This is a genomic window from Arthrobacter sp. NPDC058192, from assembly GCF_042883665.1.
Classification (GTDB): domain Bacteria; phylum Actinomycetota; class Actinomycetes; order Actinomycetales; family Micrococcaceae; genus Arthrobacter.
In genome coordinates, this window is sequence record NZ_JBHVVJ010000001.1 from 198,138 (window position 1) to 218,546 (window position 20,409).

The 20,409-nt window shown below is 62.2% G+C and carries 16 protein-coding genes; 13 read left to right on the forward strand and 3 right to left on the reverse strand.

The features are described 5' to 3' along the window. The first annotated feature begins 51 nt into the window (after positions 1-51). The 8 genes from ACFVVK_RS00995 to ACFVVK_RS01030 all read left to right on the forward strand — a co-directional run bounded on the left by ACFVVK_RS00995 (position 52) and on the right by ACFVVK_RS01030 (position 9,982). Entirely contained in the window at positions 52-1,401 is a 1,350-nt protein-coding gene (locus ACFVVK_RS00995) for a hypothetical protein (protein WP_390262150.1), read from the forward strand. Between the two features lie 238 nt (positions 1,402-1,639). Continuing rightward, positions 1,640-2,596, forward strand: coding sequence for a carbohydrate kinase (locus ACFVVK_RS01000; RefSeq protein WP_390262153.1), 957 nt, complete (start codon positions 1,640-1,642; stop codon positions 2,594-2,596). 436 nt (positions 2,597-3,032) lie between these two features. After that, the gene (locus tag ACFVVK_RS01005; protein WP_390262156.1) at positions 3,033-4,088 is read left to right on the forward strand and encodes a LacI family DNA-binding transcriptional regulator; all 1,056 of its coding nucleotides are present in this window, start codon (positions 3,033-3,035) and stop codon (positions 4,086-4,088) included. Between the two features lie 164 nt (positions 4,089-4,252). After that, positions 4,253-5,575: an ABC transporter substrate-binding protein gene (locus ACFVVK_RS01010; protein ID WP_390262159.1), complete on the forward strand. Its 1,323-nt coding sequence runs from the start codon at positions 4,253-4,255 to the stop codon at positions 5,573-5,575. Between the two features lie 206 nt (positions 5,576-5,781). After that, positions 5,782-6,597, forward strand: coding sequence for a carbohydrate ABC transporter permease (locus tag ACFVVK_RS01015; RefSeq protein WP_390262162.1), 816 nt, complete (start codon positions 5,782-5,784; stop codon positions 6,595-6,597). A 1-nt stretch (position 6,598) separates the two neighbouring features. After that, the gene (locus tag ACFVVK_RS01020) at positions 6,599-7,498 is read left to right on the forward strand and encodes a carbohydrate ABC transporter permease (protein ID WP_390262165.1); all 900 of its coding nucleotides are present in this window, start codon (positions 6,599-6,601) and stop codon (positions 7,496-7,498) included. Positions 7,499-7,591: 93 nt separating this feature from the next. Next, positions 7,592-8,689, forward strand: a complete 1,098-nt coding sequence (locus ACFVVK_RS01025; protein WP_390262168.1) for a glycoside hydrolase family 172 protein — start codon at positions 7,592-7,594, stop codon at positions 8,687-8,689. A 756-nt stretch (positions 8,690-9,445) separates the two neighbouring features. Next, positions 9,446-9,982, forward strand: a complete 537-nt coding sequence (locus ACFVVK_RS01030) for a recombinase family protein (RefSeq protein WP_390262171.1) — start codon at positions 9,446-9,448, stop codon at positions 9,980-9,982. 227 nt (positions 9,983-10,209) lie between these two features. Here the strand turns inward: ACFVVK_RS01030 and ACFVVK_RS01035 are convergent, their stop codons facing one another. The 3 genes from ACFVVK_RS01035 to ACFVVK_RS01045 form a co-directional block, all read right to left on the reverse strand. Next, positions 10,210-11,661 carry an amidase gene (locus ACFVVK_RS01035; protein ID WP_390262174.1) on the reverse strand — a complete coding sequence of 484 codons (1,452 nt, stop codon included), beginning with the start codon at positions 11,659-11,661 and terminating at the stop codon, positions 10,210-10,212. 396 nt (positions 11,662-12,057) lie between these two features. After that, on the reverse strand, positions 12,058-13,410 hold the full coding sequence (locus ACFVVK_RS01040) for an MFS transporter (protein ID WP_390262177.1): 1,353 nt from the start codon (positions 13,408-13,410) through the stop codon (positions 12,058-12,060). Between the two features lie 548 nt (positions 13,411-13,958). Beyond that, a complete protein-coding gene (locus tag ACFVVK_RS01045) occupies positions 13,959-15,005 on the reverse strand; it encodes a glycerate kinase (protein ID WP_390262180.1) in 1,047 nt (348 codons plus the stop codon). A 146-nt stretch (positions 15,006-15,151) separates the two neighbouring features. On the opposite strand from ACFVVK_RS01045, the gene ACFVVK_RS01050 reads away from it, so the two are divergent. The 5 genes from ACFVVK_RS01050 to ACFVVK_RS01070 all read left to right on the forward strand — a co-directional run bounded on the left by ACFVVK_RS01050 (position 15,152) and on the right by ACFVVK_RS01070 (position 20,357). Continuing rightward, positions 15,152-16,255 (forward strand): zinc-binding dehydrogenase, encoded by a 1,104-nt coding sequence (locus ACFVVK_RS01050; protein WP_390262183.1) that lies wholly within the window; start codon positions 15,152-15,154, stop codon positions 16,253-16,255. A 1-nt stretch (position 16,256) separates the two neighbouring features. Then, on the forward strand, positions 16,257-16,943 hold the full coding sequence (locus ACFVVK_RS01055; protein ID WP_390262186.1) for a methyltransferase: 687 nt from the start codon (positions 16,257-16,259) through the stop codon (positions 16,941-16,943). A gap of 46 nt (positions 16,944-16,989) precedes the next feature. Next, positions 16,990-18,516, forward strand: a complete 1,527-nt coding sequence (locus tag ACFVVK_RS01060) for an aldehyde dehydrogenase family protein (protein ID WP_390262189.1) — start codon at positions 16,990-16,992, stop codon at positions 18,514-18,516. A 41-nt stretch (positions 18,517-18,557) separates the two neighbouring features. Continuing rightward, complete coding sequence (locus ACFVVK_RS01065) at positions 18,558-19,517, forward strand: 2-hydroxyacid dehydrogenase (RefSeq protein WP_390262192.1); 960 nt, start codon at positions 18,558-18,560, stop codon at positions 19,515-19,517. Positions 19,518-19,589: 72 nt separating this feature from the next. Next, positions 19,590-20,357 carry an IclR family transcriptional regulator gene (locus tag ACFVVK_RS01070; RefSeq protein WP_390262195.1) on the forward strand — a complete coding sequence of 256 codons (768 nt, stop codon included), beginning with the start codon at positions 19,590-19,592 and terminating at the stop codon, positions 20,355-20,357. The last annotated feature ends 52 nt before the right edge of the window (positions 20,358-20,409 follow it).

Genomic DNA, 20,409 nt, shown 5'->3' on the forward strand with positions numbered 1-20,409 from the left:
GAACCCGGAACAGCCGGACAGGCAACACTCCCCCAATCGAGAGGAAATCCCGTGGCATTGCCCACCATTGTCCTGAAGGACACGCTTCCCGGACGCCGGATCAACGAACCGGTAACCTTCACCGTCGACGCCGAACTAACGGAAAACCTCTGGACGGCGACCACCAACGCCGGAGAGACCCTTATGTGCCAGCGGCTACACGCGCAGCCCGTGGCGGGGAAGACCAGCTTCATCACCGTCGTGTCCTTTGAAGGCAGCGTGGAACTCGCCCTGGAAGCGCCGGCAACGGGACACGTCGAAGGAATCACCGAACGGGAACCTGTTGAACCTGACGCCTTTGTACGGCTCGACACCGGATACTTCGACCTCGAAATGTGCTCGGGCACAGCCGAGGGCACCGGATCCTCAAAGTGGGGACTGCGCCACTTCGCCACCCTGAAAGAAGGCATCGACCTGCTCCCCTCAGGCAACAACGCCATCGGAGGCTTCTACGGCCCCTTCTTCACCCCGGAAAACGGCCTCATCAACCCGCCCGAGCACACCACCGTCGAAATCGAAACGCTCGAGTACGGCCCCGTTCTGCATCATTACCGGATGAACGGGACAATCCCGGACGGCTTGCTCGACGAACTCAAGGGCAAGACGTTCTCCATAGACTGGAAATTCACCTACGGCACCCCCCACTTCACGCGCAGCTACCGGATCGATGACTTCCAGACCGTCATCAATGGCCGTTCAATAACGAACAAGATCACTGTCGGCGATGAATTTGAGGCCGGCCAGGGCGACGTGGTCTTCGACCGCTTCGAAGCATACGGCGGCACCCGCTACCGGTCCGGGGATCCGTACGCGGCTGAACTCGCCACAATGGTGGACGAAACCATCGCTGCCTCCACCTCTGACACCGCGAAGTTCGAAGAATTCCGCCGCCAACTCAGCGGCAATATTGAAGCAGCCCACTGGGACCTCTACTGGCGGCTGTTCTGCAGCTGGGAAGGCGCGCTCGACAACGACGAGATCCGCGAACGGCTGGCCCGGGTACGGGCCAGTTCACACGTGCTCGCGGATCTGCCGGACCGCCAATGGACCATCGCGCGCGAGCCCGTCGATGTCTCCAGCGTGGCGCACGAAACGATCTTCCCTGGACCTGCCTCTAAAACGGCAGAATTCCATTCGACACTCGGCAGGGCCATGATCTGGTGGACCTCCCAACCATCGGGAGCCTTCCAGATCGTGCAACGGCGCCAGTCCGGCTGGGTTAACTGGGGCACCAACGGTGAAAACGAGTGCCCCGAACTCCCCGTCGGCGTCCAGATCAAAACGGCCTACGGCGCGTTCGCCGACACCTGGCAGCACGTCGCCGACCAGCTCGAGACCCCGCCGGCAGTCCAGTCGGCGTGAGCACCAGCGATGGCTCCCTCCAATGTCGTTCCGCCCGTGAACGGTCTGGCTGGCTGGCCCAGCCGAAGGATTAGTTAGCTGGCATACAGGCCGTAGCAGGCTGCCCATTCACGCCGAATTGCCACTCGTTCCGAGGGGCACCGCCAGACCTAGCCCGCTGGGAAACCCCTCATCTCCTCCCCGCCTCCCGTCCCGGGTGCCCAAAAAAGGCCCCCGGGCGGCTCCAGAAAGGCCCTCCATGCTTAGAACCCATTGCAGCGACTCCGTCACGGCCCCGGACGTCATCGTCGTCGGCGAAGCCTTAGTCGACATCGTTACTTCCGCCCAATGTACCGTTGAGCACCCGGGCGGATCACCGGCCAACGTCGCCTACGGACTGGGGCGCCTCGGTGTCAGTACCGCCCTCCTGACGGCGCTCGGCAACGACGAACGCGGCCGGGCAATAGAGGCACACCTCGAAAACGCCGGCGTCATGCTCGTTCCCGGCTCCAAGTCCCAGGGCCGTACAGCCACCGCAACCGCCACCCTCGCCGCCGACGGCTCCGCCCGCTATGACTTCGACATCCACTGGGAACTGCCGCCCATAGCCCCGGCCCGCCTTCCCAAGGTGCTCCACACGGGCTCGATCGCGACCTTCCTTGCTCCAGGAGCAGCTGCCGTCAAAGCATTGCTGGAACAGGCCCACCGCGAATGCATGGTCACCTACGATCCGAACATCCGGCCGGCGCTGCTGGGCAGTCATGCCGAGGCCAGATCCATCTTTGAAGAGCTCGTCCCGCTAACCGACGTGGTCAAGCTCAGCGATGACGACGCTCATTGGCTCTACCCGGAGCTGCAGCTCGAGGACACCGCCGCACGGCTCCTCGGACTCGGCACAGATCTAGCGGTGGTCACCAGGGGCTCCGAGGGCTCGTTGCTGGCTACCCCGGCCACACAACTGCATCTACCCGCCATCAGATCCGAAGTGGCGGACACGATCGGCGCTGGGGATGCTTACATGGCAGCCCTGATATACGGCCTGTTGGCACGCGGAACGGACGGACTCGCACCAGCCGTACTGGAAGCCATAGGCCTCACGGCGACCAAGGCCGCAGCCATCACCGTCCGCCGGCCCGGCGCCAACCCGCCCACAATGGTAGAGCTGCTCGCGGACCTGCCGGAATTGGCGACATCCACCGCAGTCGCGGATGCCTAGATAGGGATGCAATCCACGGTCACCTACTCCCTACAGGTGGATGTTCGGGCAGGGTGATCCTGGCCTGCTGCAGAAGGTGCCTGGTCCCGGTCCTCGTCCAACCCAGCGCAGGAGGACGCCACTGCCTGCACACCCACCCCCGACGCGACTTCAAGAATCTTCGCAACGTTCTGGATTTTGAACCCGACAGCCGCGTTTACCTCCGTTGAACCGATCTTGATCCCCCGGCTCACCGGCCCGACACGAACCACCCGTCGTAGCGAACTCCGCTGCCTCAACAGCCATAAGGACCGCATCTCACTCCCCCGCGCCCTCCACGCTTGGGCGTGCCGATCCTCACAAAAATAACGATTAGGTAACGTGATTGCGTCAACGCGTTTGACGTCCCTACCGTCGACATCAATCGTTTGACTTCAATCGTTTGACGGAGGTGCCCATGCTGACCATGAGAGACATCGCCACGCATGTCGGCGTCTCTGTATCGACTGTCTCGCTGGTCTTGAATGACCGCGACGGGGGACGGGTGAGAGCCGACGTCGCCCAGCGCATCCGCCAGGTAGCGGACGAACTAGGGTACGTGCCCAACTTGCTGGCACGCGGGTTGAAGACCCGGCAGACCCGGACCATCGGGCTCTTGTCCGATCGCGTGGCGTCCATCCCGTTTGGTGGCCAAATGCTTGCCGGTGCGCAGGTCGCAGCCGCCGAGGAGGGATTTCTCCTTATGCTGATCGACACTGCCGGCAACCACGAACTGGATAGTCCTGCGGTCAAGGCACTCCTGCAACGCAACATTGAGGGGTTTATCGTCGCAGCCGAGTTTCATCGTGACGTCGATCTGCCCCTCGTTCCTGCTTCCGTGCCCACTGTTGTCCTCAACGGACGGCCGAGGAACGGCGACAGCACTGTCGACTGGGTGGTCCCCGACGAGGTGGGGGGCGCCTTCGCAGCGACGCAATATCTGATTCAGGCGGGACATCGTCGGATCGCCTTCTGCAATGTGTCCAGTTCGGAGTTTGTGGCTAGATCGCTCCGGCTGGCCGGGTACGAGGCGGCTCTTTCGGAATCCGGGATCCCGGTGGACCCCTCACTCATCGTGGAGGCCGCAGAACCGAGCGCGGCCGCGGGTCGGCTACCGGCGTTGGAAATTCTTCAACGCTCAGACCGTCCTACGGCGGTGTTTTGCTTCTCCGACCAGATCGCCTTCGGGTTCTATCAGGCAGCTCACCAGCTTGGACTCCAGATCCCGGATGATCTGTCCATCGTCGGATTCGATAACCGGCAGTACGTCGCCGACAGTCTCCTGCCGGGTCTAACCACCATCCAGCTACCGCACCGCGAGATGGGAGCATGGGCGGCCAAACAGGCCATAGCCCGCACTCGCGCGGGCTCGGACCAGGCACCAGCCCACCGGCTAATGCCTTGCCCGGTAATCGAACGAGACTCCGTTGGCCCCGCAACCGCACATATAGGCAGGGGCGGTTCGATGCCGTAGCGGCGGCACCTGGAAAAGCACGCCTCAAATGGCCTGACGGAATCGACGGAACGAGAACAGGGAACGACTCGACTTCGGTTCCCCCTGCCCAAAAGACCCCGAAACCAGCGAAATGCCCAATCCCCCCTCGGCCCACCGAGGCAACACAACAAAGGAGCTAGTAAGTGAAAGCAGGAATGAAAGGCGCGACGAGGAAAGCCTGTGCGGTCCTAACGGCCGCTGTCCTCACCGCAGTAGGGCTTGCCGGCTGCGGCAGCAGCAGCGGGAGCTCAGGCAGCGATGCCGGCAAGACCTTCACCATCCTTCAATATGAGGACCCCACGACTCCCCAGGGCCAAGGCTGGCAGAAGGCGTTGGAGATCTTCAAGGCCAAACACCCGGATGTCAAGGTCAACTTCCAGCAAACGAGCTTCGATGCGCTTCGCCAGAACGCCAAGATCACCCTTTCGGGCAACGACGTTCCCGACGTGATTGAGTTCAACAAGGGCAACGCCGACGGCGGACAGCTCGCCGCCCAAGGACTGCTCGACCCGCTCAACGACCAGGTCACCAAGTATGGCTGGGACAAGAAGGTGACGGGCTCGATGGCGGCCTTCGCCAAATATGACCAGGACGGCCGCGCCGGTTCCGGCGATTGGTACGGCATCCCGAACATCGGCGAGTACGTGATGTTCTACTACAACAAAGAGAAATTCCAGAAGGCCGGGATCACCAACTTGCCCACAACGATGGCGGAGTTCGAAACCGCCATGGACAAGCTCAAAGCCAGCGGCGAGGTTCCGATCTCGAGCTCGGCGAGCACCAGCCAGGGATTCAACCAGATGTGGGTTTGGTACTCACTGGTCTCTGCTGCTGCCACCCGGCAACAGATCGACGACTTCATGTTCATCAAGAACTCCGTCGACTTCCACTCCGGGCCCTGGGCTGAAGCCACCAAAAAGTTCCAGGACTGGATCGACAAGGGATATGTGGGCGACAAGCTTGGAGGCCTGTCATTCGAACAGGCCACCGTTAACTTCCTCAGCGGCAACGCCGCGACGCTGCCTTGGAACAACGGACAGTTTGCCCGGATTCGCAAGGACGCGAAATTCGACTGGGGGTACTTCACCATGCCAGGGGCGAACCTGACGATGGGTTCCTCCGGCCACTTGTGGGGAGTCCCGTCCAAAGCAAAGAACAAGGATCTCGCCTACGACTGGATCGACACGACCCTCAGCCCCGAGGTTCAGAACACTATCGGACAGCTGGGAGGTCTGCCCCTCGCGGGCGATGCCAACAAGATCACGGACGCGACAACTCGCGCATTCACTGAGCGGTTCAACCAGCTTGTCGCGGCAGACACTTTGTCCTTCTACCCGGACTACCCGGTTCCCGGCTTCCTGGACTTCATTCAGAACCACATGCAGGCGATGTCGAACCGCAACGAGACAGCAGACCAATACATGACGGCGCTGCAGAAGTTCTACGACGACGGCACGAAACGCTGACTCGTCCGACTTCGAAAGAGGCCGGGGGCGCCATGGATGCGGCGTCCCCGGCCTTGCCAAACAGAAAGAGAGTGTGACGGACAATGGCAGTCCTAGTCCCCACGCGGCCCCCTGCGCGAGAAAATCCCCGGCGCTCTGCCTCGTACTGGTGGTACCTCCTCCCCATCAGCGTAGGTTTCACGGCAGTCGTCGCGGTTCCCTTCGTAATGAACGTCGTTTTTAGCCTCTTCAAGTGGAAGGGCGGATCAGCGCCGTTCCGCTGGTACGGAATCGGCAATTATGTCGACCTCCTCCATGACGAGAACTTCTGGCTGTCGTTCAAGAACTCGCTGTTCATGGTCGTGGCGATCGTCGTCGTCCCGACTCTGATCGGCCTCCTGCTGGCCGCGATGCTGTTCGACTACCTCGGAAAGAAGTTCGGAAGCCGGACCGCCGCGTTCCTACGCGCCACCTACTACCTGCCCCAGATCCTGCCCATCGCTGTCGCCGGGTTCATCTGGAGCTGGATCCTGGATCCTAGCCGCGGGTCCATCAACACCTTCCTGAAAACTGCCGGCGTCACGGATCCGCCCGACTGGCTGGGTGACCCGAATCTGGCACTGTATGCGGTCATGCTCATGCTGGGCTGGCTGCAGATCGGCTACCCCGTGGTTATTTTCATGGCCGCACTCTCTCGGGTTGACCCCGAACTCTACGAAGCCGCCGCGCTCGACGGCGCGGGTTGGTGGCGGCGGTTTGCCGCGATCACTGTGCCGACGATCCGGCCAGAGGTCTTCATCGTCGTCCTGACGGCGACCGTGGCCGCACTAAAAGTCTTCGCACCCATCCTGATCCTCACCGGCGGCGGACCTGAGGGCTCGACCGTCGTGCCCTCCTACTACGCATACCGAAACTTCTTCGAGCTCTCTCAAGTGGGCTACGGCTCCACCATCGCCACCGTCATGTCGTTCGTGATCTTCATCGTGGCCGCCGCGATGCTGATCTGGCAGCGGCGCTCCGAAAACGACCAAAGAGTAGGCTGACATGAGCCTTCAAGTTGACCCAATCTACGAGACTGCCAAGGCAGAACCGCCCACCCCCGCTAGTCAGAGACGGCACCGCCGGCCCTCGACGATGCGATGGCTGATCTTGGCCATCGCATCGTTGATCGCCGCCATTATGCTCTCACCGTTCCTGCTCATGGTGCTGAACGCCTTCAAATCCGGCGCCGACTACTCGGCGAACGGGCCACTGTCCTGGCCGGAATTCTTCAGTGTCGACGCCTTCTACAACTACCTGTCGATCGTCAACTTCCCCGTCGCCTTGTGGAACTCGATTCTCATCTCGACCGCGGTGGCATTCCTCGGTACCGCGCTAGGGCTGATCAGCGCGTACGCGATCGGCATCGGCCGGGTGAAGGGAAGCGGACTCATTCTGGCCTTGCTGCTCCTGTCGACGATGCTTCCCCACGAAGCCTTGATCTACCCACTGTTCTACGGAGCGCAAGCAACCCACACCTTCAATACCGTGTGGTCGGTGATCATTGTCTTTACGGTCCTACAGGCCGCGTTTGGCACCTACCTTCTTGCCAGCGTGATGGCCACCGTACCCAAGGAGCTCCTCGAGGCGGCTGCCATCGACGGCGCGACCCGCTGGCAGATACTCCGGCGGATCCTCCTCCCAGTGCTTACACCGACGCTATCGGTACTCATCGTCTTCTTCTTCATCTGGACCTGGAACGAGTTCTACATCCCGGTCGTATTGCTCGCCGATCAATCCTCCCAGACCGTGCCGATTGCCCTGTCGACGCTCCGCGGACAACACAACATCGACGTCACCGTGCTGAACGCCGGATCGCTGTTGTCCCTGCTTCCCACGCTCATCTTCTTCCTGATCTTCCAGCGAACCCTCAGCCACGGGGTAACCGCGGGAGCCGTCAAATAGCCGGCAACCAGAACCGAAAGTCACTAGGTCATCAGCCATCACCATCGGTGTGGTTGAGCCATGCCCAAACAATAATCCGAAGGGACACCAATCTTGTTCACCACGTGGAGCACTCTGAGCTCAAACCCCGGCCTGCGCAGCCGATCGATCAACGCCGAAAACCCGACAGGGCAGGCCGGCAAAGCGGCCCAGACAGCATCCAACCTCGGACCCGGACGTAAGGGAACGGCGTACCTGCCCCTTCCCGCCGGTGAAACCCTCACCTTGGCAGACATCGACGGACCTGGAGTGATCCGCCACATCTGGATCACAGTCGCTGACCGCACGGAAAGTGGCCCCTTCGTCCTGCGGGACCTAGTGCTCAGGGCCTATTGGGACGGGTCCGAGTCGCCCTCGGTCGAAGTGCCGCTTGGGGACTTCTTCTGCAACGGATTCGCCACCCGCGCGTTGGTCAACTCCATCCCGATCGTGGTCGCCCCGACTGGCGGCATGAACTGCTACTTCCCGATGCCCTTCCGCTCCGGCGCCCGGCTTACCCTGGAAAGCCAGCACGGCGGCGACCTCCCCCACATCTTCTTCCAGATCGACTACACCACCGGCGACGACCTTGGCACGGATGTCGGCTACTTCCACGCCCAGTGGCGCCGGTCGAACGGGACAACCCCGCTAGGAACCGACCACGTCATCCTCGACGGAGTGTCCGGGCGGGGGACCTACGTCGGCACCTACGTGGCCCTCACCTCCCTGCACCGCTACTGGTGGGGCGAAGGCGAGGTCAAGTTCTACGTCGACAGCGACAAGGACCACCCGACGCTGTGCAGCACAGGCCTTGAGGACTACGCCGGAGGGGCCTGGGCATTTCAAGACGAACTGCGAACCGAGCCCGAACCGGAGATCCTCACCTTCAGCGCACCCTATTTCGGCTACCCGTACCACTCGGCAAAAGACACGACGAAAGCCTCACCGTTCTCTACCGAGATGCCCCCCATGCACGGGCTGTATCGCTGGCACCTGCCCGACCCGATCTACTTCGACGACAAGCTCAAGGTCACCCTGCAACAGATCGGCGCCTGGGACCACGGCCTCTTCGAACGACAAGACGACATCTGCACAACCGCTTACTGGTACCAATCGTCCCCCGCGCGGTCCCTCCCAAGCCTTCCTGCCGCAACGGAAAGATGGCCGAGGTAGCGGAGCCAGCGGATGGTCCGGGTTGTGAACGTGTCGCTGCTTTGAGCATGAGCCTTCACCGGACTGTGGAAATAGGGGACGTCCAGTTCTGGACGCAAGGCCGCAACCCGGGGAATGGGCACTGTGAGGATGAGGCCGTTATTCCACAGTTCCGCAACCCTGGACTCCAACTCCACACAGAGTCTCGTTCCCGACTAACCAAGACCCTCCGGCGACTAATGGGCTGTGCCAGCATTAGCCAATGAGATCCTTGACCCGGTGGCTCACAATCCTCGGCGTCAGAACGCGATCCTTGGGGCCAACGTGGGCTGGGCGGTTTACCGTCCAGCCCACGAAGGCGTTCTATCAGCGATTTGTGGTCACCGGCCCGGTCAGGGGGGTGGTCAGCCGACCTCGTGGTTCGTCGAGCCAGCGGGGATACCTGGTACGTCGGTCGTTCGGGCGCTGAACGGCCCTGCCGATCCCGTCGTAATAGCTGGGACTCTTGGGTGCCCACGCGCTCGGGGGAACATCACCGGACAGTTGATCTCTGTAGTGGTGGTGCCGACGCGGAAACCGAGGGCCCAGCGATCTTCGGATGATTGGGCACGAAGAAGTTCCCCGGTCTTTCGTCAAACCGATGTCATTCTGCCGGTGCAGAATTCACTGAGCAGTTGGAGTACACCCCCAGCCTGACGGTTCGGGGCCTGGACGTCTTGACTTCCTTCTGGGACGGGCCTAGAACTCAACCTGACAGGAGGAGGGTTGGAGGTGCCGGTGGCTGGGCAGCGGATCGGGTACGTGCGGGTCAGCACGCTGGACCAGAACGAGAAACGCCAGCTCGAAGGCCAGGTTCTGGACCGGGTGTTCACGGACAAGGCCTCCGGCAGGGACACCGCCCGGCCCCAGCTGACGGAATTGCTGCGGTTTGCCCGCGACGGGGACACCGTGGTGGTGCACAGCATGGACCGGCTCGCCCGGAACCTGGATGACTTACGCGCCCTCGTCCAGGGCCTGACCCGTAAAGGGGTGCGGGTGGAGTTCGTCAAAGAGAGTCTGGTCTTCACCGGTGAGGACTCCCCCATGGCCAACCTTATGCTTTCCGTCATGGGAGCCTTCGCCGAATTCGAACGCTCCCTCATCAGGGAACGCCAGCGGGAAGGCATCGCCCTGGCACAGCAGCGCGGCGCCTATAAAGGGCGGAAAAAGACCCTCCCACCGGAACGGGCGGCAGAGCTGGTCCAGCGCGCCGGTAGCGGTGTCCCGAAAGCCGTCCTTGCCCGTGAGGACGGGATCAGCCGCGAAGCCGTGTAGCAGTTCCTCCGCTACGCCAAGCTGGGGTGAATCCCTCCCCCGCCGGCATAGACGTAATGCGACAAAAAAGCCGCGCGACAACCTGACGAAAGGTCCATTATCGGCGATTGAATAAAGGCCAGCTCCAACCGTAGTCGGCCCCTCACCGCGTCAGGGCTTGTGGCAGCAGGACGCTGGCCGTGCCATCGGTCTGGAGCCTGCGGATGCGGGCGCAAATGCTGCTTTGCCTAAACGAGAAGCAGCTCTAGCTGTTCGGCGATGTCCAGCGCGTGGAGTTCCAGGCCGGGACCGGTCACAATCTGGATGGATAGTGGGAGCCCGTCGGATGACATGGCAACGGGAATCGAGACTACGGGGCAGCCGGTGAGTGTTACTGCCCGGCAGTGCCCCATGATTTCCCAGCCCTGGGCGGACGTTCCGTCGACGTCCAGCAGCCCATCCGTATCGGCGGCAGGGCCGCCCGCTACTGGCAGTATGAGGGCGTCGACCGCCGCAAGTTCTTCCTGCGCAGCCCTTCGCGCCGCCTCGGCCGCTCTCCAGGCGTGCCGCACTTCGGCCGGACTGGAGAGGAATGTCGAGCGGACGGCGTGCAGGTTCGACGGACAGATGCGGTGTTCCCGGCCCCTGATTGCGGCGGCATGTTCTTGCATAGGGTCCACTGCTCTCAGACGGTCGTAGGCCGGCAGGCAGCCGCTTAGCGCTTCTGGTTCTTCACGGATCGCACTCCCGTCCGCGAGCAGTTTCGCCGCGACTTGTTCCATCATGACCCTAACCTCCCTGCGGACACGGCCGAACCTGCTTCCATCGGTCCACAAAAGCCGCATGGGGCGGTTCCCTGGCCGGGCCCGGGCGCCATCGTAACCGACAGACTGGGGCGGTTCTGCAGTAGGGGTATCCGACTGGTCCCTCATAATTTGGAAGGCGGTGCGGAGGTCGCGCACGGACCGGGCCATGGGGCCAATGGTCTGAAAGGTGCCCTGCACTCCGCTGCCGGTAGCCGGAATAATGCCATCGTCGCCGAAAGACCCATCGGCCCCGGGAACCTGCCCCTCGACGGGAAGGCTGCCCAGCCCCGGACGCAATGCTGCTATTCCAACGCACTGGGCGGGCCATCTGAGGGAACCGCCGTAATCGGATCCGATCCCCAGAGCCGAGATTCCTGCAGCCAGGGAGGCCGCCTCGCCCCCGCTGGAACCGCCCGGGGTGGCCGACGGAAACCGCGGATTGGTCGTCCGGCCCCCTAAGTGACTGTCACAGCTGGGCCCGAACGCGAACTCGGGACAATTGGTTTTGCCGATCAGGATCGCGTCGGCGTCCAGCAGACGCTGCACGGCCGGCGCAGTCGTCGTCGCTATCCTGTCTGCGAACGCCAGGCTGGCGGCGGTAACCGGCAACCCGGCAACTGCAATAACATCCTTGACGCTTAGCGGCACTCCGGCCAGTGGCCCCAGTTCTTCGCGGGCAGCACCGCGTTTGTCGAGTGCGGCGGCCGCCTCGGCGGCACGGTCCCAGTCTTCTGTAATGAATGCGTTGGCAGTCTTACCTGCAGCCGATTCCGCCCGCGCGCGGGCCTGGGCCAAGACGTCGACGGCGCTGCGGCGGCCGGTGCGGACTTTCCCAGCGATGCCGGTTGCATCGTCCAGGCCGAAGTTGAGCCTGCGCAACAACGAAGTGCTCACGAAATACGTCCTTCTCTTGCTCGGTACCCGGGAATGGGATGGCGGATCTGCCCCCAACACTAAAACGACTCAACCTAAAGATCAGGCAATATCCCTGGTTCTGGCCTTACCTAGACCGAACGGCTCTTGGTTGGCTAGGCGGCTGAAACTCTCAATCACGCTGGAGGGCCTGAGCCCGGTGCAAACCGTGCTCAGGCCCTAGCGGCACAGGCTCTTACCGTTCCAGTCAAACTTCTGGGAACCATCTGAGAGATCTTTCCCTATTTGGCGTTTGGGCTCCTTCGGGGGCACATAGCTCCGGAGACGTTCAGCCGATAATCGGAGGGAGGGAAGGGTGACCCGGAACAGAACCATGGAACGGGATGCAAGAGCGGTATCCAGGCGGTGGTGGCATGGTTACGGACGCGCCAACGACTGGGACGGTTCGGGAATCTGTTCGATCCGGCCCAGCACCACGATGTACGAGAGTATCCCGATCGCTGTGACGAGACCGGCGATCATGAACGCGCCCGCAAAACTTCCGGTGGCCTCGACGACGAGACCGGTGACGATCGGCGCGGTCAGTCCGAGAAGATTTGCCGCCCCGTTGACAATGCCGCCTAATGAAGCCACCGATCCTCGAGGCGCGATGAGGGTGATAATGCTTTGACCCGTTGGAGCGTTGACAGCCAGCCCGGCAGCCCCGATCGAAAGATATATCATCACGGCAACGATGTCGTGGGTAGTCACGGTTCCCGCGACGCCCAGCGCACCAACCATGCTGAGGACCAGGAAGGCACGCCTGGTTTTCGTGGGGTCAAATCCACGCCGGATAAGATGATCCATCAGCCACCCGGCAATAGCAAGCTCGGCAACCACGGCTACAAGCCAAGGAACCACAGAGTATATTCCGCTACTCAGGACGCTCATACCTTGCGACTTTTCCAAGTACGAGGGCAGCCATGACAGCAGAAGGTAATAGACATACACGTAGCTTGCGTAGCCAATGGCCAATCCCCAGGTCTTGCGGCGACGCAGCAGGTAGCTGACGTTCGACCACGGGGATTCGGACGGGGACGTCTCCTGCTGGGCGCCTCCCTCAAGGATGTATTCATGTTCCGCTGCGGATAGCTTGGCTGCTCGGCGGGCCTCCGCGGGGTTGCGGTAGATGACCCAGAACGCGACCGTGTAGGCCAGACTGACGACCCCGGTCAGGACGAATGCGGACTGCCAGCCAAAAACGGAAACCACATAGGCCATGACGGGCAGGCCCAAGACGTTCGAGGCCCTCGAAGACGCATCGAGGAGGCTGATGCATCTGCCGCGCTCACGAGCCGGGAACCAATATCCCATGGCCTTCCAGGATGCCGGCCACGCGGGGGCTTCGCCAATCCCCAAGAGTAGCCGCGAAACCAACAAGAGCCCGAGGCCGCCGCTTATCGCGGTAACGAAAGAGGAGACGGTCCACAAAGCTACGGCGATCCGCATCACCCACGGCACGCCTATGCGGTCGATCAGGTAGCCAATCGGTAACTGCAGAACTGTGTAAGTCCACAGGTAGGCCGACAGGAGCAGTCCAAGCTCTCCCGGGGAAAGGTGCAGAGATTCACTGAGCGGGCTGGCAGCAATGGAAATGTTGACTCTGTCGATGTAATTGACGAAAGCGCCCACAGCCAGAAGGCCGCCGATCCCCCACCGGTAACGGTTGCCTCGGCCCAGGGTGGCTGTGGGGGAAGGGTGGGTGGTAGCAGTCTTGGCTTCAGCGTTCATTGCCGCTCCCCCTCGTCGATGATGTGAACCAGGGGCGCGCCGGCCGGTTGCTGTTCTGACATGGAAGTCTCCTCGAGAAAGTGGACGTCGTTTTCGCTAGTGCCCCCGCTGATGTCCGCAATTGCGTCGTGCGGCATCGGTAATCGGAGGATGTGCGGAGATGGATGTGGCGTCAATTCCAGGCACTTGGCCTAGACAGACGATCTTGGTCTTCGTGGAGCGTGAGGGCCCGCCCGTCGTCCGAAAGCATCATTGCTCGGCTCTGAGCGTTCACCTAATTCTCCTTGTTTCAATGCTCCTGGAATCTCGCAGTTCGAAATACGGTACCCAGTTCCAAATAAGGTACGGGCCTTTTTGCTGCAAAACAAGCTTTTTTTGTGCTTTGTGTCACTGGTGCGTAAAACGTGCGGCCGACCTGAGGCAGCCCGAGAAAGGAATGGACGCGGCGCCGCTGCTACATACTGCCAGACGGAGAGGACGGTCCCTGCGTCGTCGCCCAGCGGCGGTTGATGCTGAAATTGAGGCTTTACGGGCCGGCGTGCAGCGAGCTAAGCCGGCAGGCGCTTTGCCTTGGTAGGTGTCAGGCGCGGAAGCTGTGGGTTTTGCCCGTGGGCCTGGGCTAGGTCGGCGATGACCAGAGTGGCAGCTTCGCGAACCGCCGAAAGTGTTTCTTCCATCGCGGCCGCGGGGCCGACCGTCTCCACAAGGCTGCGGGCCCGAATCGGGGCGGCGAATCCGGGAGCGACACTGCCCACCACCGCCGCAATGGAAACACCTCGCATGCGGGCTGTTGCGGCGACTCCTCCCACCACTTTTCCCTTGAAGGACTGGGAATCCAAGAGTCCTTCGCCGGTCAGCACAATATCGGCCCTTTCAATCGCGGCATCCAAGTTCAGCATGCCCGCGACGTAGTCAAATCCGCGGTGCAGGGTCCCTCCGGCGGCAAGCAACGCGCCGGCCAGGCCGCCAGCTGCCCCGGAGCCAACCATATTGCTGACGTTGACTCCGAACCTGTCCAGATACTCAGCTTCGAGATCTTCAAGCCGCTCAGTCAACTCAGCGACCTGCTCGGGAGATGCGCCCTTTTGCGGCCCGAAGTCTCGCGCTGCATCCTTGAACCGCGTCTCCACATCGCAGACCACAATCAGCTCGGCACCGCCGGGGATCGCGCCCATTTCATTTAGTGCCCCCAGTCCTCCGTCGGTGGTGGCGGAGCCTCCCATGGTGACGATGACCGTACGGGCGCGGCGTTCGAAGGCTTCCCTAATGAGCTCACCGGTGCCGGCGGATGTGGCCGTCAGGGGGTCGTTGATTCCGCCCGGCAGCAGGGCCAGGCCGGAGGCGCGGGCCATTTCGATAACGGCCGTCCCCTCCGAGAGGCGCCAGTGCGCTTCCCGGGGTATGCCGTCGGGGCCGGTGACCATGGAAACTTCCGTCGCGCCCCCCAGTGCCTCCAACGTGCCTTCTCCCCCGTCGGCCATCGGCAGAGTCTCCGCCACATGGCCCAGATCCCGTGCGGCCATCGCTATCGTGTCGGCCACCTCGGCCGCGGTTGCGGTTCCGCGAAACTTATCCGGTGCTGCCAAGATCCTCATGCTCGTGCTCCTTATCAATACAAAAAAGGGGTTGTACAAGATCCGACATGACGGTACCTTATTTAGAACTTAGTCCGTATATATGAACCGGACGGGTCCACGAGGTTTTACCCAAGGAGAATCAGATGACCGCTCAGAGTCGAGCAATGGTGCTTTCAGCTTTCGAACAGCCCTTTGAAATGAGAAGTTTCGACATCCCGGAACCAGGTGAGAACGCCGCTGTTGTTGACGTTGAGTACGCAGGGATCTGCGGCACTGATGTGCACCTGCAGGCCGGCCGCTTGCCCATTCCGACCCCGGTCGTCCTGGGGCACGAAGCAGTGGGACGTATCGCTGCTCTCGGCAAGGGTCTCACTCACGACGTTCTCGGGAATCCGCTTGCAGTAGGCGACGCCGTCGCCTGGCAGAACAGCGTGGCATGTGGCAGGTGCAGGTACTGCCTCGTTGAACAGCAGCCGACCCTCTGCACCGGGTCACGGCGGATCTACGGCATCAACCAGCGCGCCGACACGTTTCCCCATCTTTCCGGTGGGTGGGCGGACTCCATGTACCTGCAGCCTGGAACCACCCTTGTGAAGCTTCCTGACGGGATCACCCCTCGGGATGTCATCCCCCTCGGCTGCGCCGGCCCGACAGCGGTCCACGGCGTCCTGTATGAAACAAAAATCAGCTTCGGGGACATCGTAGTAATCCAGGGCAGCGGGCCCGTGGGCGTTGCCGCCGCGATTTACGCCCAGCTATCGGGCGCAGCAAAGGTCATCATCGTGGGCGGTCCTGCTTCGAGGCTGGAAATCACTGCCAAACTTGGCGTCGGACACGAGCACTTCGACGTGATGGACGGAACCAGCACGGAGGACCGCATCGCCGCCGTCAAGGCCCTTACCCCCCACAGCCAGGGCGCAGACGTAGTTATTGAATGCGCGGGCATCCCTTCGGCGGTGGCCGAGGGCATCGAAATGGTCCGTCCGGGCGGACAGTATTGCGTGGTGGGGCAATACACGGACCACGGCACGACTCCCATCAACCCGCACTACATCACCCGAAAGCAGTTAACCGTTCAGGGATCCTGGGGCTTTTCTCCGCAGCACTACATTCGTTATATCCAGACCCTCCCCCGGCTGCTCGCCGAGTTCGATCTTGCTGCGCTTCTCTCCGAATACCCCCTCGAGCAGGCAAATGAAGCAGTCGCCGACGTCAAGGCCGGCTCTGTGATGAAAGCGGTCCTACGGCCGGCATCGGCAGGTATCTGAGATGACGGCCGAGTGTCTTGTATATGACCGGGTCCCCGAGATCCCCGCCGACCTTCTTGCGCGTTGCGCGAATCTGCCGACCGCCGCGTTTTCGGACGCCATGCAGCGCTTCGGCGGGGCAGTCGGGCTCGCCCCTGTCGCCTCGAACGCTGCAGCCGGCAAGACGGTGCGCATGGTCGGGCGCGCACTGACTGTGCAGACGCGTCCGGGCGACAACCTGGTGGTCCACAAGGCTGTCGACATGGCGGAGCAGGGTGACGTGCTGGTGGTCGATGCCGGCGGGCAAACAGACCGCGCGATCATCGGAGGACTTCTGGGCAGCTATGCGCAGAACAGGGCAATAGCAGGGATCGTGCTCGACGGCGCCGTCCGCGATCTCTCCGAGCTTGCCGGACTCGACATCCCGATCTTTGCCCGCGGAGTCTCCCACCTGGGCCCATACAAGGACGGGCCCGGACTGATTAGGGGAAACGTTGCAATAGGAGGCACGGCAGTCAGCCAGGGAGACCTGGTGGTTGGCGATGAAGACGGGATCGTCTTTGTACCCCGCCATCGTATCGCCGACGTCGTTGCAGCGGCCGAGGCCGTTGTTGAACGTGAACGAATCACCACCCTGGCCATCAATGATGACAGCTGGGACCGCAGTTGGGTTGATGCCGGGCTGACTGTTCAGCGCGTGAGCAGATAAGTACCGGCCCGAAGAACACCTCAGAATTCACAAGGAGCAGAACACCATGCTTGATCAGCAGACGCTTGAGTACCCGCACGGGGTCAATTTCATCAACAACGCCTGGGTCCCGAGTTCCGGTGAGGGAGTAGAGACCCTGAACCCGGCCGACAAGGACGATATCGTCGGCATTGTTCCGGATTCGACCCCCGAGGACGTCGACGCCGCCATCACTGCCGCCGAGCGCGCTCTTCCCGGCTGGGCCGGAACTCCCGGACCGGTACGGGGCGACATTCTCCGCCGCTGGAGCGACCTTATCGGAGAGAATCTCGAAGACCTCGCCCGGCTGATGACTCGGGAAATGGGTAAACCGCTGGCAGAATCACGCGGCGAGCTCGGCCGCGCCCGGATGGAGCTGGAGTACGCCGCCGGAGAGGGCACCCGCATCCACGGGACCACCATCCCCAGCCGCACACCGGGCCAGCTCGTCTACACCGAACGCGAACCCATCGGGGTTGTTGCGGCCATTACACCGTGGAACTTCCCAGCCGTCGCCCCCGTACGCAAAATCGCTCCCGCTCTGATCTTCGGCAACACCGTTGTCCTCAAGCCAGCCCTCGAAACCCCGCTCACCGCACTGGCCCTCGCAGCCCTGCTCCGCGACGCCGGACTGCCGGAAGGCGTCCTGAACGTAGTGACAGGCCGAGGCTCAAAAGTTGGAACACAGCTCACGGAAGACCGCCGGATTGCAGGCGTCTCCTTCACAGGTTCCACCGGCGTCGGCAGGACGGTCAACGAGGCTGTTGCCCGCCGTATGGGCGCCGTGCAACTCGAACTCGGCGGCAAGAATGCCGCCTACGTTCACAGCGCAGAGGACCTGCGCACTGTGGCCGCGGAGATCACCAGCGCCGCGATCCAGGCCACCGGGCAGCGCTGCACGTCCATCAGCCGGGTTCTGGTGCGCGAAGAGATCGCCGACGACCTGGTAGCCATTCTCACCGAGACATGGTCCGGCCTGCAGGTGGGCCCGGGCGACGCCGAGGGCACCGTCGTCGGGCCCCTAGTCAATCACGCGCAGCTCACCAAAGTTTCCGGCTACGTGCGCCAGGGCATCGAGGAAGGCGCCTTGCGGACGACGCCGGACCGGCAGATTCCGGACGGCCTTTACTACGCCCCCACCATCCTCGATCACGTCACCCGGGATATGACCGTCGCCCGCGAGGAGATCTTCGGCCCCGTGCTGACGATTACCCGCGTCAAAGACGTTGACGAAGCGATCGACATCGTCAACGACACCGATTACGGACTGGCGGCGGCTGTGTTCAGTGAAGACCTCGATCTGGTCATGCGCTTCAGCCGGGAAACCCGCGCAGGCATGATCCATGTCAACCACGGGACGGTCAGCCAGCCGCATGTACCCTTCGGCGGGGTGAAGGAATCCGGCGTGGGAGCCTTCTCCATCGGTCTCACCAACGCTGACTTCTTCACCCAGACGAAGGTGGTTTACCTCAAGCACAGCAGCGGATCCCAGCCAGGCCAGGCGGTCTCAGGACGGCGGGGCCTGATCCTGGACAACGGAACCGACCCGGCCTGAGTCGTCCGGCAATAAACCGATCTAGCCACATGGAGGTGGTCATGGCTACAGGGCACTTGTACGTTACACGGGACCTCGGCCCGGAACCGATGAGGATACTGCGGAACTCCGGACGGGAGCTCGTAGTGCACCCGGATCGCGACTTGCCGCCCACCCGGCATGACCTCCTAAACGGGGTTAGCGGTGCTGCGGGGATCATTACATTGCTCACCGAGGTGATGAATGCCGAATTGTTCGACCGCGCCGGCCCTCAGCTGCAGGTGGTTTCGGCAGTTTCAGTGGGCACCGACAACGTCGACGTCGAAGCTGCCAGGAGCCGCGGTATCACGGTCACCAATACGCCCGACGTCCTCACCGACGCAACTGCAGACCTGACAATGGGTCTCCTGCTGGCGCTCAACCGCAGGATTGTCGAGGCGGACGCCTTCCTCCGGCGCGGTGAGTCCTGGTCGTGGGGACCTCGGCTCTTCCTCGGCCGTGACCTCACCGGGGAAGTACTCGGCATCGTCGGTTACGGCCGCATCGGGGAAGCCGTTGCCAAAAGGGCTCGGGCTTTCGGAATGCGCGTGATCGCCGCTGGCTCCGCACCAACAGCCAACGGCGGGGTGGAACGGATGCCGTTGAGCCAACTCCTGGCCACGGCCGACGTTGTAAGCCTTCATGCACCGCTTACAGCCCAGACGCGCCACCTGATCGATGCCGAGGCGATCGCCTCCATGAAACCTGGGGCAGTGATCATCAATACGGCCCGCGGCCCGCTGATAGATGAGGACGCACTGGTGCAGGCGCTGAAGGCCAAACGCATCCGCGGGGCCGGACTGGATGTCTTCGAGAATGAGCCGTTCATTCATCCGGGACTGCTCGAACTGGACAATGTGGTGCTCACCCCCCACATTGGAAGCGCCGGGGAGCAGACACGGACGGGCATGGCATTGCTCGCAGTGAAAAATGCTCTGGCCGTGCTTGATGGCCAACCTCCCGTGACACCCGTCACCGGATAGGCAAGAAACGATTCGAGTGGGCCTGCTGTTACTGTTCCATAGACTGTGCAGCCGGAGAAGGAGTTATGAAAATTGGTCAGCGACAACGGATTTGTTCGCTCCGTCGAGCGTGTTGCCGCTCTCCTGGAGCTGCTTTCGCAACGTAAGTCACCCATGCGGATGATCGAGATCGCACAGGCACTGGATCTGCCAAAAAGCACCACGCACGGGCTCCTGCAAACCCTGCAGGCCAAGGAGTTCGTGGTCAGGGACGCCAGCCAGCGGTACAGGCTGAGTCTCCGGCTGTTCTCTCTTGCGGCCACTGCCCTGGAACTCGTTGATCTCCCGGAGCTTGCCAGACCTGCCATGGAGGAACTGTCCGGCCGCACCGGCGGAACGTGCAACCTCGCTGTACTGGATGGACACGATGTCCTCTATATAGAAAAGGTAGAGAACAGGGACAGCCTGGTACGGCTGGTAACGCACGTAGGGACCCGCATCCCCGCACATGTCACGTCCTTGGGCAAGGTACTCATAGGAGCCCTGCCTGAAGCCGACCGGGAGCAGTGGCTTGCAGAGCATGTCTTCGAACGCATGACCGGCCACACGATTACGGACGCCGACGCCTTCCGTAAAGACCTGCAGGAGCAGGCCAGACGCGGCTATGCGCTCGACAATCAGGAACTGCATTCGGCCATCACGGGCTTCGCAGCCCCCGTCCGTGACCACACGGGAAAGGTTGTTGCAGCACTCAGCCTGGCCTATCTTGGCTCCAGCAAGAACACCGCAGAGCAAAGGGAGCTCGGCGCCCAGGTAGTCCAGGCCGCTGACACCGTATCCACGGCACTCTCTACCCGCTAACAGACAACAAAAGTGAAACCGCGCAGCATGGGTCAATTGGGGGCACATGCTC

What these genes read in the sequence shown, in the direction of transcription:
- ACFVVK_RS01000 (WP_390262153.1), top strand. Translation starts at nt 1,640, where the DNA reads ATGCTTAGAACCCATTGCAGCGACTCCGTCACGGCCCCGGACGTCATC.
- ACFVVK_RS01005 (WP_390262156.1), top strand. Translation starts at nt 3,033, where the DNA reads ATGCTGACCATGAGAGACATCGCCACGCATGTCGGCGTCTCTGTATCG.
- ACFVVK_RS01015 (WP_390262162.1), top strand. Translation starts at nt 5,782, where the DNA reads ATGAACGTCGTTTTTAGCCTCTTCAAGTGGAAGGGCGGATCAGCGCCG.
- ACFVVK_RS01020 (WP_390262165.1), top strand. Translation starts at nt 6,599, where the DNA reads ATGAGCCTTCAAGTTGACCCAATCTACGAGACTGCCAAGGCAGAACCG.
- ACFVVK_RS01040 (WP_390262177.1), bottom strand. Translation starts at nt 13,410, where the DNA reads ATGAACGCTGAAGCCAAGACTGCTACCACCCACCCTTCCCCCACAGCC.
- ACFVVK_RS01045 (WP_390262180.1), bottom strand. Translation starts at nt 15,005, where the DNA reads ATGAGGATCTTGGCAGCACCGGATAAGTTTCGCGGAACCGCAACCGCG.
- ACFVVK_RS01050 (WP_390262183.1), top strand. Translation starts at nt 15,152, where the DNA reads ATGGTGCTTTCAGCTTTCGAACAGCCCTTTGAAATGAGAAGTTTCGAC.
- ACFVVK_RS01055 (WP_390262186.1), top strand. Translation starts at nt 16,257, where the DNA reads ATGACGGCCGAGTGTCTTGTATATGACCGGGTCCCCGAGATCCCCGCC.
- ACFVVK_RS01060 (WP_390262189.1), top strand. Translation starts at nt 16,990, where the DNA reads ATGCTTGATCAGCAGACGCTTGAGTACCCGCACGGGGTCAATTTCATC.
- ACFVVK_RS01065 (WP_390262192.1), top strand. Translation starts at nt 18,558, where the DNA reads ATGGCTACAGGGCACTTGTACGTTACACGGGACCTCGGCCCGGAACCG.